The organism is Nonomuraea sp. NPDC005501 (genome assembly GCF_040605905.1).
GTDB lineage: Bacteria > Actinomycetota > Actinomycetes > Streptosporangiales > Streptosporangiaceae > Nonomuraea.
Window position 1 is genome coordinate 36,011 of sequence record NZ_JBEXDT010000070.1, and the last position, 14,640, is coordinate 50,650.

Genomic DNA, 14,640 nt, shown 5'->3' on the forward strand with positions numbered 1-14,640 from the left:
TGTCGGTCTGGAAAATAACCGACCAAGAGTCGGTATGTCTAGAGTGGAGGCATGAATCTCAGGGCAGAGCGCGGCGCCGCCACGCGCGAACGGGTCGTCGCCATCGCCCGTCGCCTGTTCGCCGAGCACGGCTACGAGGGCACCTCGATCGAGGCCGTGCTGCACGAGTCGGGCCTGAGCCGGGGCGCGCTCTACCACCACTACGCGGGCAAGGACGCGCTGTTCGAGGCGGTGCTGGAGGCCGTGGAGGCGGAGGTGGGCCGGGCGATCATCGCGTCGGTGCGGGGCGTCGACGATCCACGGCGGGCCCTGGTGACGGGGTGCCTGGAGTGGGTGCGGCTGGCGGGCGACCCCGTCGTGCGACGCATCGTGCTGATCGACGCGCCCTCGGTGCTGGGCTTGGAGCGCTGGCGGGCCATGGAGGAGCGCTACGCGTTCGGCATGCTGAAGGCGGCCCTGCAGGCGACGAAGGCGGTCCCGGAGGAGTTCGCCGACCTGCACGCGCACATGCTGCTGGCGGCCATCAACGAGAGCGCGCTGCTGGTGGCGCGCGACGGCGACCCCGAGGCGCCACAGGCGGCCGAGGCGGCCGTCGAAAACTTCCTCCACCGGATCCTCGGCCCCGCCACCGCCTGAGGACGCCTGGAGCGCGCCGGTCGGCGCGCTCCGTGAAGGGGTGCGTCAGGCGGCGGCGGTGGCCATGCGGCGCAGGCGGGCCAGCGCGTCGCGCTCGATGCGGCGGGCGCGGTCGCGGCCGATGCCGTAGCGCTCGCCCACCTCCGTCAGCGTGTGCTCGCGCCCGTCGACCAGCCCGTAGCGCCAGCGCAGCATGTCGCGCGTGTCGCCCTCCAGGCCGGTCAGCCACTCGTCGAGCCGCTCGCGCTCCAGGATGTCGATGGCCTGCTGCTCGGGGTCGGCCCACGTCTCGTCGGCGATCATGTCGCCGAGCTCGGTCTCGTCCTCGTCGCCCACCCCGAGCTGCAGCGACACCGGGTCGGAGGCCCAGCGGCGCAGCTCGCGCACCCGCTCGATCGGCAGCTCCAGGATGCCGGCGAGGTCGTCGTCGGTCGGCTCGACGTCGAACTCGGCGAGCAGGTCGCGCCGCACCCGCATCAGCCGGGTCATCTGCTCACCGGCGTGCGTGGGCAGCCGCACCGGCCGCGCCTGCTCGTGGATGGCCCGCCCCACCGACTGCCGGATCCACCACGTGGCGTACGTCGAGAACTTGTAGCCCCGCTTGTAGTCGAACTTCTCCACCGCCCGGACCAGCCCCAGGTTGCCCTCCTGGACCAGGTCGATCAGTGGCATGCCCCGTCCCGAGTACTTCCGCGCCACCGCGACCACGAGCCGCAGGTTGGCCTGGATGAACTCGTCCTTCGCCCGCCGGCCGGACACCGCCAGCCGCTCCAGCTCCTCGTCCGCCGCGTCCCCGATCCGCGGCTCCGAGCCCCCTCTGTCGAGCAGTTGCTCGGCGAAGAGTCCCGCCTCGATGCGCTTGGCGAGCTCCACCTCTTCCTCCGCCGTGAGCAGCGGGACCCGGCCGATCTCGGCCAGATAGGTCCCCAGCAGATCGCGCTCGGCGACGTGCTGCTCCTGCGTGCGACTCCCCGTAGGCCTTGCCATCCCCAGGCACCTCGTTCCGCAGCTGCGTGTATAAACCGCCAACGTCCGGCGAGATGCAAAGATTCCCTAAAGGGATACGACCAGCGGACGGTTCTGCGGGTCCTCCTCAAGGAGGAGACCGGCCTGGAACACCTGGTGAACGAGGGGGACGCCGGGCCGGTAGGCGAGGTGTACGTACGAGGGGGCGTCGAGGACGACGAGGTCGGCCCGCGCTCCGGGACGGATCCAGCCTACGTCCGCGCGGCGCAGCGCGCGCGCCCCGCCGTACGTCGCGGCGCGCACCGCCTCCAGCGGCGTCATCCCCATCTCCCGCACGGCGAGCGCCACGCAGAACGGCATGGAGGAGGTGAACGACGAGCCGGGGTTGCAGTCGGTGGCCAGCGCGACGCTCACCCCGGCGTCGAGGAGCCGCCGGGCGTCGGGGTACGGCGAGCGGGTGGAGAACTCGGCCCCGGGCAGCAGCGTCGCCACCGTGCCGGAGGAGGCGAGCGCGTCCACGTCCTCGTCGGTGAGGTGCGTGCAGTGGTCGGCCGAGGCGGCGCCCAGCTCGCAGGCGATGCGCACGCCAGGGCCGGGGCCGAGCTGCCCGGCGTGGACCCGGGCCTGGAGCCCGGCCGCGATCCCGGCGCGCAGGATCTCCCGCGTCTGGTCGCCGTCGAAGGCTCCCCGGTCGCAGAAGACGTCCACCCACTTCGCGTACGGCGCGCAGGCCGCCAGCATCTCCCCGGTGACCAGCCGCACGTAGTCGTCGGCCGACGTCCCGGCCGGCACCACGTGCGCCCCGAGGAACGTCGTCTCGTCGGTCAGCGCGGTCGCGATCTCCAGCGAGCGCCGCTCGTCCTCGACGCTCAGGCCGTAGCCGCTCTTGATCTCGACCGTGGTCGTGCCCTGCGCCAGCATCTCGGCCACCAGGGCGGCGGCGTGGGTGGCCAGCTCGGCGTCGCCGGCGTTCCGGGTGGCCTCGACCGTGGTCCTGATGCCGCCCGCGGCGTACGGGCGGCCCGACATGCGGGCCTCGAACTCGGCGGTCCGGTCGCCGGCGAAGACCAGGTGCGCGTGGCTGTCGACGAACCCGGGGACGACGCACCGGCCGCCGGCGTCGAAACGCCGGTCGGCCTCGGGCGCGCGGGCCGCGGGGCCGACCCAGACGACGCGGCCTTCCTCGGCGACGAGCGCCGCGTCCTCGATCTCCTCGCGTTCGGGGTCGGCCGTGTAGAGCAGCCCGATCCCGTCGATCAGCGTCGTGGTCATGGTGTGCCTCCCCTGGCGGCCCCGCGGGGGGCGGCTCTCGTCATCACGGTCGTCCCGTCGCCCGGCCGATCGCGCGGGCCAGCATCGCGCCCACGTCGCCCAGCACGTGCCGGCCCTCGCTCACCACGCGGCGGCCTCCTGAGATCACCGAGTGGACGTCGGCCGCCGTCGCCGCGTACACGACGGCCTCCACCGCGGCCTCCCCGCCCGCGCCGGCCGTGCGGACCGAGTCGAGGCGCACCGACACCAGGTCGGCCCACGCGCCCGGGACGAGCATCCCCGCGTCGGGGAACCCGAGCGAGGTGTGGCCCGTGCCGGTGGCGGCGGTCAGCAGCTCGTCGGCCCGCCAGTGGCCGCGCCGGTGGGTGGCGAGCCGCTCGTCCAGCTCCACCGCCCGCGCCTCCTCGAACAGGTCGATCACGGCGTGGCTGTCGGAGCCGAGGGTGATCGGCGAGCCGCGCTCGCACAGGGCGCGGGCGGGGCCGATGCCGTCGGCGAGGTCGCGCTCGGTGGTGGGGCACATGCAGACGTGGGTGCCGGAGCGGCCGAGCAGCTCGACGTCCACCTCGGTCAGGTGGGTGGCGTGGACGGCGGTGGAGCGCGGGCCGAGCGCGCCGTGCTCGTGCAGGATCCGCACGGGGGTGGCGGCGTACATCTCGACGCACGCCGCGTTCTCGGCGGGCTGCTCGGAGACGTGGGCGTGCAGCGGGACGGCACGCCGGTGGGAGAACTCGGCGACCACCGGCACGTGCTCCGGCGGCACCGCGCGCACGGAGTGGACGGCGACGCCGATCTCCACGTCGGGCCGCCCCGCGTAGGCGGCGGCCAGGGCCTCGGCCCGGACCGCCCACCGCTCGGAGTCGCCGTCGCCGAACCGGATCTGCGCCCCGGCCAGCGGCGCGCCGAACCCGCCCGTCAGATAGCAGGCGTCGAGCAGCGCGATCCGCAGCCCGGCCTCGCGGGCCGCCTCGACCAGCGCGTGACCCATGATGTTGGGCTCGTCGTACGGCCGCCCGTCCGGCCCGTGGTGCAGGTAGTGGAACTCCCCGACGCAGGTGATCCCGGCCAGCGCCATCTCGGCGTAGACGGCGCGGGCCAGGTCGAGGTAGGACTCGGGGTCGAGGCGGGCCGCCACCTGGTACATCTGGTCGCGCCAGGTCCAGAAGTCGCCCGTCCCTGTCTGGGTGGCGCCGCGCAGCGCCCGGTGGAAGGCGTGGGAGTGGGCGTTGGCCAGGCCCGGGATGGTGAGACCGGCGAGCCGCTCGGCGCCTCCGGGCTCTCCGCGGGTGACCCGGGCGATGCGGTCGCCCTCGATCTCGACGAGCACGCCCTCGGTGACGCCCTCGGGCAGCCAAGCGCGCTCGCACCAGTACGTCAGCGGCACAGGTCCTCCAGGACGCTCGCGAGCGCGGTCACCCCGGCCTGGCAGTCGGCCGGGTCCGCGTGCTCCTCGGGCGAGTGGGACACGCCGGTGGGGTTGCGGACGAACAGCATCGCGGTCGGCACCCCCGCCGCGGCCAGGATGCCGGCGTCGTGCCCGGCCCCCGTCGGAAGCACCGGCACCGGCGGCCCCTCCGCGCCGGCGTGGCCGGCGAGGGCGTGGCCGGCGACGGCGGCCAGGCGGTCGCGCAGGCGCGTGTCGAAGTCCACGACCGGGGTCCACGACTCCTCCCGGGCCGCCACGCCCGCCTGCTCAGCCAGCTCCGCCACCAGGGCGCGCACGGCCGGCTCCTCCGCTCCGCGCGCGTCGAGCCAGGCCGACACCAGCCCGGGGACGGCGTTGGTGTTGCCCGGCGAGATCCGGGCCCGGCCCACGGTCGCGACGACGCCGTGCCGGCCGGCCGCCTCCCGTGCGGCGAGCACCATGCGGGCGAACGGCAGCATCGGGTCGTCGCGGTCCTCCAGCCGGGTGGTGCCCGCGTGGTCGGCCCGGCCGCGGAAGTCGAAGCGCCACCGGCCGTGGGGCCAGATCGCACTGGCCACCCCCACCGGGCTGTCCGTGCCGGCCAGTCCCCGGCCCTGCTCGACGTGGAGCTCCACGAACGTCCCGACCGTGGCGAGGGTCTCGTCGTCCTTGCCCAGGTCTCCGGGCCGGCGGCCGGCCCGGGTGAGGACGTCCGCGAGCGTGTCGCCGGAGTCGTCGGTGAGCCCGAGCGCCCGGTCCGGCGCGAGCACCCCGGTCAGCAGGCGTGACCCGACGCACGGCACGCCGAACCGGGCGCCCTCCTCGTCGGTGAAGCAGGCGACGCCCAGCGGCCTGGCGGGCCGCACACCGCGCTCTCGCAGCAGGTCGAGCGCGGCGAAGGCGGAGACCACGCCGAGCGGGCCGTCGAAGGCGCCGCCCTGCCGTACGGAGTCGAGATGGCTGCCCGTGACGACGCCCGGCGCGCGTGACGGGTCGCCCCACCAGGCCCACAGGTTGCCGTTGCGGTCCTCGCGCGTGTCGAGCCCGCGCCGGCCGGCCTCGCCCTGGAACCACGCGCGCAGCTCCAGGTCGGCGGCCGACCAGGCGTCCCTGACATATCCGTTGGTGGCGGGGTCGCGTCCGATGCGCGCGAGGTCGTCAAGCATGGCCCCACTGTAGTGAATGAAGCCATTCAGCGGATCGGGAGGGGGATCAGGTGACGGGCCCGGCGCTCGGGCGCAGCGTGATCTCGGTCAGGTGGGCGTCGGGACCGGCGTTGACGGCGGCCAGCACGGCCCGCGCGACGGTGTCGGCCCGCAGGTAGCGGTCCGTCTCGTACGCGCCGCCCTCCTGCTCGCGCACGCTGCGCTGCATGTCGGTGTCGACGCGGCCCGGGTAGACGGTCGTCACCCGCAGCTCCTGCTCCTCCAGGCGCAGCGCGTCGGCGAAGGCCCGCAGGGCGAACTTGCTGGCCGCGTACGCGCCCCAGTTGGGGTTCGCGCGCTGCCCCGCGCCCGAGTTGACGCAGACGACGTGGCCGCGGGCGGCCCGCAGCGCCGGCAGCAGCAGCCGGGTCAGCTCGGCCACCGCGACGACGTTGAGCTCCATCGTCCGGCGCCAGGCGTCGGCGGGCAGCTCGGCGACGTGGCCGAGCAGGGCGATGCCGGCGCTGTGGACGAGCAGGTCGAGCCGCTCCACGCCCTCGACGTCGGCGGGGCCGACCTCGGTGAGCTCGACGGGCCAGGGCCGCGCGTCGGGCAGCTCGCCGGCCAGCCTGCCGAGGGCCTCGGTGTCGCGGCCGCCGAGCAGGACGTGGTGCGTGGGTGCCAGCGCCCGGGCGACGGCCTCGCCCACGCCCCGGGAGGCGCCGGTGACCAGCGCCGTTGGTCGTTCGGTCATGCGGAGCAGTTTACGACCTTGACAGATGCTCAAATTTGAACACAAACTTGAGCATGTCGACGTCGACCCGCATTCTCATCCTCGGCACGTTGCTCGACGAGCCGATGAACGGTTACCAGGTCCGCAGGCGGCTGGAGGTGATGGGCGCAGACTCCTGGGCCAACGTGGCATTCGGCTCGATCTACCACGGCCTGGCCAAGATGGCGGAGGAAGGGCTGCTGGAGATCGTGACGGAGCCGGAGAGCACCGGCGGCCGTTCCAAGGGCGCCAAGGCCGTCTACCGGATCACCGAGGCCGGCCGGACGGAGTTCCACCGGCAACTGCTCGTCTCCTGGCACGAGGTCAAGCCGATCATCGACCCGTTCCAGGTGGCGCTGTCGTTCATGGACCGGCTCAGCAAGGAGGAGCTGCTCGACGGCCTGCACAGCAGGATCCAGCAGCTCCGGACGAACATCACCATGATCGAGCACATCTTCGGCGCCAAGCAGCGCTACGGCGCGCCCCAGCACGTGGACGAGAACCTCCGCCTCACCTCCGCCATGTACGCCGCCCAGCTCGCCTGGGCCGAGAAGGCGATCCCGCAGGTGGAGGCCGACGAACTACCTTGAGGAAACATCAGATGATCATTGACGCGCACGGCTTACGCAAGACCTTCACCAGCCGGGGCCGCCGAGGCGCCACCCAGACCGTCGAGGCCGTCCGCAGCGTCGACCTCGCCGTCGAGACCGGCGAGATCTTCGGCGTCCTCGGCCCCAACGGCGCCGGCAAGACCACCACGATCAGGATGCTCGCCACGCTGATCACCCCCGACGCCGGCACCGCCACGGTCGCCGGGTTCGACCTGCTCAAGGAGCCCGGCCGGGTGCGCGGCCGGCTGGGCTACGTCAGCCAGGCCGGCGGCGTCGAGGAGACCGCGACGCCGCGGGCCCAGATCACGATGGCCGCGCGCATCCACGGGGTCGCCCGCGCCGCCGAGGCGACGGCCGGCGTGCTGGACCGGTTCGACCTCGCCGAGGTGGCCGACCGGCCCGCCCGCACCCTGTCGGGCGGCCAGAAGCGGCGGGTGGCCATCGCGCTCGGCCTCGTCCACAGCCCGCCGCTGCTCTTCCTCGACGAGCCCACCACCGGCCTCGACCCGCAGAACCGGGCCAACCTCTGGGACCGCATCCGCCAGTTGCGCGAGCGCGGCACGAGCGTCCTGCTCAGCACCCACTACCTGGACGAGGCCGACGCGCTCTGCGACCGGCTCGCCATCGTCGACCACGGCCTGATCGTTGCCCACGGCACCCCGGCCGAGCTGAAGCGCGAGGTGTCGGGCGACGTGGTGACGCTGCGGGTGAGCGACCCTGGGCGGGCCGCCGAGGCGCTCAAGCCGTACGCCCGGGAGACCCGCGTGGACGACGACGTCCTGCGCGTGTACGTGGACGACGGCGAGCACGCCCTGCCCGCCATGCTGCGCGACCTGGAGGAGCACGGCCTCGGCCTGGCCTCGATCGCGCTCGACCGGTCCACCCTGGACGACGTCTTCCTGGCCAGGACCGGCCGCTCGCTCCGGGACACGGGAGCCGCCGCGTGATCCGCCACACCCTGCTCTTCCTGGGTTACGAGCTGCGGAACACCTTCCGTAACCCGATCTGGCCGCTGTTCGGCATCGTCCAGCCGGTCGTGTACCTGCTGCTGTTCGGTCCCCTGGTGGCCGGCTCCGCCCGGCGGTCGACGGCCGCCGCGCTGACCTCCTTCACGCCGGGCATGCTGGTGATCACCGCGCTGTTCGGCGCGGTCGGCGTCGGCTACGGCATGATCTACGAGCTGCGCAGCGGCGTGCTGGAGCGCATCGCGGTCAGCCCCGCCTGGCGCCCGTCGATCGTGCTCGGCCGTACCCTGCGCGACGGGGTGGTGCTGGTGGCGCAGTGCGTCGCGGTCATCCTCATCGCCCTCGCCATGGGCATGCGGGCCGACCTGCCCGGCCTGGCCGTCATGGTGGTGCTCATCGCCCTGACCGGGCTGTTCGCCTCCGGCATCGGCTACGGCCTGGCGCTGTCGCTGCGTGACGAGAACGGCATGGCCCAGACCATGCAGTTCTTCGCCCTGCCCGTCATGCTGCTGTCGGGGGCGCTGCTGCCGATGACGCTGGCCCCGGAGTGGATGCGGACGGTGGCCCTGTTCAACCCGATGTACCACCCGGTGGTGGCGGGGCGGGCGCTGTTCGCCGGCCACCTCACCGACCCGTCGGTCCCGCTCGCGTTCGGCATCATGCTCGCGCTGTCGGCGCTCACCGTCACCTGGTCCGTACGCTCCCTGCGGGCGATCGCCGGCTGACCGGGATCCCTACGGCAGGTCGCCCTGGACGAACGTCCCGGTTTCGTCGGTCATCCGCTCGTACTCCTCCAGCCGCGCCTGGGTGCGCAGCGGCGCCGCGTCGGCCATGGCCTCCACCAGGGCCATGGCCAGGGCCAGCGGCGCCGCGTGGGAGTCGAACACCAGCCGGTCCCCCACGGGGGCGTCCAGCACGATCTCGGCGGGGACGCCCGGCTTGTCGGTGATGACCGCCGTCCGCAGGCCCAGCTTGTCCGCGTACTCCAGCGCCTGGACCGCCTCCACGGGGTAGCGGGGCAGCAGCACCGCCACCACCCACTCGGCCCCGGCCCGGCGGGCGGCGTGCAGGCCGTCGGCCAGCTCCGAACCGCCGTGGGTCAGCAGCCGCACGTCGGGATGGATGCGGCGCGCGTAGTAGGCGAACGTGGTGGCGAGCCCCGAGGAGACGCGCAGCCCGAGGACGACCAGCGGCTCGGTCGCGGCCAGCGCCTCCCCCGCCTCCTTCAACGGCATCGACGACAGCCGCTCGCGCAGCAGGGTGAGGTTGCGGATCTCGTTGTCGATGGCGCCGCGCAGCAGGCTGCCCTGCGGCGCCTCGGCCGCGCCGCCCATCACCATCGGCCGCAGCGCCTGCCGCAGCTCCGGGTATCCGGCGAACCCCAGCACCATGGCGAACCGGGTCACGGACGGCTGGCTGACCCCGGCCCGCTCGGCCAGCTCGACGCTGGACAGGAAGATGGCCTCGTCGAGATGCTCGGACAGGTAGTGGGCGATCCTGCGCTGCACGGGCGACAGTCTCCGGCCGCCCAGCAGCAGCTCCATCGCCCCGTGATATCCACCCACCACGCCACCTCTAACACCACGGGTGCCACATCTTCATCCCAGGTCACCGGATCGGCGGTGCCCGGCGCGGGCGCAGAGCCGTCCGCCCGCCACGCGCCGGGACGCCTTCACGACTCCCGCATCGGGACGCGCACCCCCCGGGCCTGCGCCACCTCGACCGCCTCCTCGTATCCCGCGTCCACGTGCCGCATCACGCCCGTCCCGGGGTCGTTGGTCAGCACGCGGTTGAGCTTCTCCCCCGCCAGGGCCGTGCCGTCCGCGACCGTGACCTGGCCCGCGTGGATCGAGCGCCCGATGCCGACCCCGCCGCCGTGGTGGATCGACACCCAGGCCGCGCCGGAGGCGGTGTTCAGCATGGCGTTCAGCAGCGGCCAGTCGGCGATGGCGTCCGAGCCGTCCGCCATCGCCTCCGTCTCCCGGTACGGCGAGGCGACCGACCCGCTGTCGAGGTGGTCGCGGCCGATGACGACCGGCGCCTGGAGCTCCCCGGAGGCCACCATGTCGTTGAACCGCTCGCCCGCCAGGTGCCGCTCGCCGTAGCCGAGCCAGCAGATGCGCGCCGGCAGCCCCTGGAAGCTGACCTTCTCCCCGGCGGCGCGGATCCAGCGCGCCAGCGGCTCGTTGTCGGGGAACAGGTCGAGGATGGCGCGGTCGGTGGCGGCGATGTCGGCCGGGTCGCCGCTCAGCGCCGCCCACCGGAACGGCCCCCTGCCCTCGCAGAACAGCGGCCGGATGTAGGCCGGCACGAAGCCCGGGAAGTCGAAGGCCCGCGCGTAGCCGGCCAGCCGCGCCTCGCCCCGGATGGAGTTGCCGTAGTCGAACACCTCGGCCCCGGCGTCCTTGAAGCCGACCATCGCCTCGACATGCCGGGCCATCGACTCGCGGGCGCGCCGGGTGAAGGCGGCCGGGTCCTTGTCGCGCTCGGCGGCCATGTCCTCGAAGGCCACGCCGAGCGGCAGGTACATGAGCGGGTCGTGCGCCGAGGTCTGGTCGGTGACGATGTCGATCTCGGCGCCGCGGGCCAGCAGCTCGGGGACGGCCTCGGCGGCGTTGGCGACGACCCCGATGGACAGCGGCCGGCGGGCGTCGCGCGCCTCGTAGGCCAGGCGCAGCGCCTCGTCCAGCGACGACGCCCGCACGTCGAGGTAGCGGTGCTCGATGCGGCGCGACACCGAGCGCGGGTCGCAGTCGAGGCAGATGGCGACGCCGCCGTTGAGGGTGACGGCGAGCGGCTGGGCGCCGCCCATGCCGCCGAGGCCCGCCGTGAGCGTGACCGTCCCGGCCAGCGTCCCGCCGAACCTCTTCTCGGCGACCGCGGCGAACGTCTCGTACGTGCCCTGCAGGATGCCCTGGGTGCCGATGTAGATCCAGGAGCCCGCGGTCATCTGCCCGTACATGGTGAGCCCGGCCGCCTCCAGCCGCCGGAACTCCTCCCAGTTCGCCCAGTCGGGCACCAGGTTGGAGTTGGCGATGAGGACCCGCGGCGCCCACTCGTGCGTGCGGAACACCCCGACCGGCCGGCCGGACTGGACGAGCAGCGTCTCGTCGCCCTCCAACGTCGTCAGCGTCCTGACCAGCGCGTCGAACGAGGGCCAGTCGCGCGCCGCCCGGCCGGAGCCGCCGTAGACGACCAGCTGCTCGGGGTGCTCGGCCACCTCCGGGTCCAGGTTGTTCTGGAGCATCCGGAGGGCGGCCTCCTGCGGCCACCCCTTCGCGGTGAGCGTGGTGCCTCGCGGCGCGCGCACGGTCCGGGTCATACGACCTCCTGAATGAAGGCATTCATATATGTCTCTGGCAGGGTACAACGAGCCGCGTTCAGCGGCTCGTTGCAGGTAGCGGAGTCCGCACCCACAACGAGCCGCGTTCAGCGGCTCGTTGCAGGTAGCGGAGTCCGCACCCACAACGAGCCCCGTCCAGCGGCCCGTTGCAGGTAGCGGAGTCCGCACCTGCAACGGGCTGCCCACAACGGGTCAGCTCACCAGGAACTGGGTGGCGGCCAGCTCCCGGTAGAGGTCGTCGTGGCCGACCAGCTCCTCGTGGGTGCCGGACGCCCGTACGCCGCCGCCCTCCATGACGATGATGCGGCCGGCGTTGGTCACCGTCGAGAGCCGGTGCGCGATGACGAGCACGGTCGTCTCGGTGGCGACCTCGGCGATGACCTCGCGCAGCCGCAGCTCGTTGACCGCGTCGAGCTGCGAGGTGGCCTCGTCCAGCAGGAGCAGCCGCGGCCTGCGCAGCAGCGCCCGCGCGATCGCGACCCGCTGCCGCTCGCCGCCGGACAGCAGCACGCCGCGGTGGCCGACGGGGGTCTCCAGCCCCTCGGGCAGCCGGGCCACGAGGTCGTCGAGGCGGGTGCGGGCGATCGCGCTCCACAGCTCGTCCTCGGCGGCGCCGGGGGCGGCGAACAGCAGGTTCTCCCGCAGGGTGCCGGCGAGCACGGGCGCGTCCTGCTCGACATAACCGAACGCGCCGCGCAGCTCGCCGAGCGGCCAGTCGCGGATGTCCCGCCCGCCGACGAGGATGGTCCCGGCCTGATGGTCGTAGAAGCGTTCGAGCAGGGCGAACACCGTGGACTTGCCGGCCCCCGACGGCCCGACGAGCGCGGTCAGGCCGCCGGCCGGCACCTCGAACGTCACTCCGTCGTGGACGGCCGGCCGGTCCTCGCCGTACCGGAACGCCACGTCCTCGAACCGCACCCCGACAGGCTCCGCCGCCGGGGCGGCCACGGGGGGAGCCGGCACGGCGACCGGCTCGGCGGGCAGGTTCTCGATCTCCTTGATGCGCTTCATCGCGGCCAGGCCCTGCTGGAGCTGGACGGCCCCCTCGACGAGCTGCCCGATCGGCGCCACCAGGTAGAACAGGTACAGCAGGAACGCGATCAGCGAGGAGATCTCCAGTGTCCCGGACGCGACCCGGGCGCCGCCCACCGCGAGCACGCTGAGGAACGCGAGTTGCACGGCCATCCACGTGGCCACCCCGGCCAGCGAGGTCCACCCGGCCACCTGAAGCCCTCGGTCGCGAGCGCGCTCGGCGGCGTCACCGACGACCGCGATCTCGCGCTCCTCCGCCCCGCTCGCCTTGACCGTCCGGTACGCCTGGAGCGCCCGGTCGAGCACGGCGCCCATGTCGCCCACGGCGGCCTGCGCCTCCTGCTGGGCCCGCTGGATCCTCGGCATGATCAGGCCCGTCATGCCGCCGACCACGACGATGACGAGCAACGTGACGAGCAGCAGCACGCCGTCCATGGCGGCCATCATGATCACGGCTCCGACGAGCATGAAGACCGAGCCGATGGAGTTCACGATGCCGTTGGTCAGGACGGAGCGCAGGAGCGTCGTGTCGCCGGTCACCCGTGACAGCAGGTCGCCGGGCTTGAGCCGGTCCACGTCGGCCACCCGGAGGCGGAGCATCCGGTCGACGAGCCCGCGCCGGGCGTCGAGCACGATGCCCTCGCCGGTGCGCTCCATGAGGTAGTTGCCGCCGGCCGACACCACGGCGCCGACCACGACGGCCACGGTCAGCCCGATGAGCGGGCCGGCGATCGACCCGCCACTCCCGAAGGCGTCCACCACGTACTTGGCCAGCAACGGCATGGCCAGCCCCGCCACCGAGCCGACCAGGCCGACTAACGCGCCTATGACAAGGATCTTCCGGTGCGGGCGCACGTAGGCGAGCAGGTCCTTGATCACTACGCCTCCTTTCACGACACATCTCGATTCATCCTGAAGCGCCCAACGAACAGCCGCGGGCGTTCCGCACCCGTCAACCTAAATTGACGACCAAAGTATGTCAACTTTGATTGACGCCTCCTTCCTGAGGAGGAGACCGTCGCCGGATTCCGAACGCGCCAAGGACCTGGCGTGCCGGCGGCGCCTTCCCTATAGTCATGTCCGTGACTAGTCATCGACATGACCATCTGAGATAGCCGATGGCATTGCGACACGCCGTCCTGGCGGCGCTGCTCGACGGGGAGTACAGCGGCTACCAGCTCGCCAAGATCTTCGACGTGGGCGTCGCCAACTTCTGGTACGCCGCCCCCCAGCAGCTCTACGGCGAGCTGACCAGGCTGGAGGCCGACGGCCTGGTCAGCGGGCGCGAGGTCGTGCAGCGGGGCCGCCCGAACAAGAGGGTCTTCACGGTCACCGAGGCCGGGATCGGCGAGCTGGCCGCCTTCGCCGCCACGCCCGGCAAGCCGCTGCTGATCCGCTACGACCTGACCGTCAAGGTCCACGCCGTGGACCGGCTCGACCCGGCCCCCGTGATCGCCCAGCTCCGCGAGCGGGCGGAGGAGGCCGCGGCCAAGCTGGAGCTGTTCGAGCAGACGCTGCGCCACCTGCGGGGCGACACGGCCGAGGAGGAGTTCCTGCGCCACGGCGACCGCGTCGGCCCGTACCTTTCGTGCCTGGCGGGCTGCCGGTTGGAGCGTGAGGTGCGCGACTGGTGCGTGTCCGCCGCCCGCGTCCTCACCGAGCGCGCCTCCACCACTGAGCACGCCTCCACCGCACCCTGAGAGCACCCCCGGACGAACACCCCCGGACGACCACCCCCGCCACCATCCAGGCCGCCGCCCCACCGACCACCGTCCAGGCCGCCACCCCACCCCCGCGACCACGCCGGCGACCCCCCGCAGGGCCATGAGCCGAGAGGACTCCGCGATGAGCACCGACAGGAAACCCCGATGAGTTATGCGCGTTACGTCGCCCTGGGCGACAGCCAGACCGAGGGCCTGGGCGACGGCGACGACGCCGGCGGCCTGCGCGGCTGGGCCGACCGGCTCGCCGAGGACCTCGCCCGCGAGGAGCCCGGCCTGCTGTACGCGAACCTGGCCGTGCGCGGCCGGTTGGCCGCCCAGATCCGCGACGAGCAACTCGCCCCCGCCCTGGCGCTCCGGCCCGACCTGGCGACCGTCATGGCGGGCATGAACGACCTGATCCGGCCCCGGTTCGACGCCACCGCCGTGGCGGGCGCGCTGGAGGACATGTTCGCCGCGCTCACCGGCGCGGGCGCGACCGTCGTCACCGTCACCTTCCCGGACTTCGGCAGGCTCGTGCCGCTGGCCCGCCCGCTGCTGCCCCGGGTGGTCGACCTGAACGCCCGGATCGTGGCCGCCGCCGCGCGCCACGGCGTCCTGGTGGTGGACTCGTTCGCGCACACGGCGATCACCGACGCACGGCTGTGGGGCAGCGACCGGCTGCACGCCAATCCGCTCGGCCACGCGCGCATCGCCGCCGCGATGGCGCACGCGCTGGGGCTGCCCGGCAGCGACGACTCGTGGACGGCTCCTCTGCCCGCGCTCCCCCGGC

General features: G+C 73.3%; 14 protein-coding genes. 6 read left to right on the forward strand and 8 right to left on the reverse strand.

What is annotated here, in order from left to right:
• Nucleotides 1-51: 51 nt before the first annotated feature.
• Nucleotides 52-636, forward strand: coding sequence for a TetR/AcrR family transcriptional regulator (locus ABZS51_RS29185; protein WP_355447452.1), 585 nt, complete (start codon nucleotides 52-54; stop codon nucleotides 634-636).
• Nucleotides 637-681: 45 nt separating this feature from the next.
• On the opposite strand, the gene ABZS51_RS29190 is transcribed toward ABZS51_RS29185, so the two are convergent.
• The 5 genes from ABZS51_RS29190 to ABZS51_RS29210 form a co-directional block, all read right to left on the reverse strand.
• On the reverse strand, nucleotides 682-1,623 hold the full coding sequence (locus ABZS51_RS29190) for a sigma-70 family RNA polymerase sigma factor (RefSeq protein ID WP_310710675.1): 942 nt from the start codon (nucleotides 1,621-1,623) through the stop codon (nucleotides 682-684).
• A 66-nt stretch (nucleotides 1,624-1,689) separates the two neighbouring features.
• A complete protein-coding gene (hutI, locus tag ABZS51_RS29195; protein WP_355447456.1) occupies nucleotides 1,690-2,874 on the reverse strand; it encodes an imidazolonepropionase in 1,185 nt (394 codons plus the stop codon).
• A gap of 43 nt (nucleotides 2,875-2,917) precedes the next feature.
• Nucleotides 2,918-4,258 (reverse strand): formimidoylglutamate deiminase, encoded by a 1,341-nt coding sequence (locus tag ABZS51_RS29200; RefSeq protein ID WP_355447459.1) that lies wholly within the window; start codon nucleotides 4,256-4,258, stop codon nucleotides 2,918-2,920.
• Entirely contained in the window at nucleotides 4,249-5,445 is a 1,197-nt protein-coding gene (locus ABZS51_RS29205; RefSeq protein WP_355447462.1) for an allantoate amidohydrolase, read from the reverse strand. Before ABZS51_RS29205 ends, ABZS51_RS29200 begins: the two co-directional genes overlap by 10 nt.
• Nucleotides 5,446-5,491: 46 nt before the next feature.
• Nucleotides 5,492-6,178 carry an SDR family oxidoreductase gene (locus ABZS51_RS29210; protein WP_355447465.1) on the reverse strand — a complete coding sequence of 229 codons (687 nt, stop codon included), beginning with the start codon at nucleotides 6,176-6,178 and terminating at the stop codon, nucleotides 5,492-5,494.
• 53 nt (nucleotides 6,179-6,231) lie between these two features.
• Between ABZS51_RS29210 and ABZS51_RS29215 the strand changes: the two genes are divergently transcribed.
• The 3 genes from ABZS51_RS29215 to ABZS51_RS29225 are packed head-to-tail and all read left to right on the forward strand — an operon-like array spanning nucleotide 6,232 to nucleotide 8,497.
• On the forward strand, nucleotides 6,232-6,786 hold the full coding sequence (locus ABZS51_RS29215) for a PadR family transcriptional regulator (protein ID WP_355447468.1): 555 nt from the start codon (nucleotides 6,232-6,234) through the stop codon (nucleotides 6,784-6,786).
• 11 nt (nucleotides 6,787-6,797) lie between these two features.
• On the forward strand, nucleotides 6,798-7,754 hold the full coding sequence (locus tag ABZS51_RS29220; protein WP_355447471.1) for an ATP-binding cassette domain-containing protein: 957 nt from the start codon (nucleotides 6,798-6,800) through the stop codon (nucleotides 7,752-7,754).
• Nucleotides 7,751-8,497 carry an ABC transporter permease gene (locus tag ABZS51_RS29225; protein WP_355447474.1) on the forward strand — a complete coding sequence of 249 codons (747 nt, stop codon included), beginning with the start codon at nucleotides 7,751-7,753 and terminating at the stop codon, nucleotides 8,495-8,497. Before ABZS51_RS29220 ends, ABZS51_RS29225 begins: the two co-directional genes overlap by 4 nt.
• Before the next feature lie 9 nt (nucleotides 8,498-8,506).
• Here ABZS51_RS29225 and ABZS51_RS29230 read toward each other — a convergent pair whose 3' ends face one another.
• The 3 genes from ABZS51_RS29230 to ABZS51_RS29240 form a co-directional block, all read right to left on the reverse strand.
• Nucleotides 8,507-9,337: a MurR/RpiR family transcriptional regulator gene (locus ABZS51_RS29230; protein WP_355447477.1), complete on the reverse strand. Its 831-nt coding sequence runs from the start codon at nucleotides 9,335-9,337 to the stop codon at nucleotides 8,507-8,509.
• A 107-nt stretch (nucleotides 9,338-9,444) separates the two neighbouring features.
• Complete coding sequence (gene hutU / locus ABZS51_RS29235; protein ID WP_355447480.1) at nucleotides 9,445-11,094, reverse strand: urocanate hydratase; 1,650 nt, start codon at nucleotides 11,092-11,094, stop codon at nucleotides 9,445-9,447.
• Between the two features lie 213 nt (nucleotides 11,095-11,307).
• The gene (locus tag ABZS51_RS29240; protein ID WP_355447483.1) at nucleotides 11,308-13,026 is read right to left on the reverse strand and encodes an ABC transporter ATP-binding protein; all 1,719 of its coding nucleotides are present in this window, start codon (nucleotides 13,024-13,026) and stop codon (nucleotides 11,308-11,310) included.
• A 239-nt stretch (nucleotides 13,027-13,265) separates the two neighbouring features.
• Here ABZS51_RS29240 and ABZS51_RS29245 point away from each other — a divergent pair, with 239 nt between their 5' ends.
• Both ABZS51_RS29245 and ABZS51_RS29250 read left to right on the forward strand, forming a co-directional pair.
• Nucleotides 13,266-13,847 carry a PadR family transcriptional regulator gene (locus ABZS51_RS29245; protein WP_355447486.1) on the forward strand — a complete coding sequence of 194 codons (582 nt, stop codon included), beginning with the start codon at nucleotides 13,266-13,268 and terminating at the stop codon, nucleotides 13,845-13,847.
• A 168-nt stretch (nucleotides 13,848-14,015) separates the two neighbouring features.
• On the forward strand, nucleotides 14,016-14,640 hold a 625-nt coding region (locus ABZS51_RS29250), incomplete at its 3' end, for an SGNH/GDSL hydrolase family protein (RefSeq protein ID WP_355447489.1).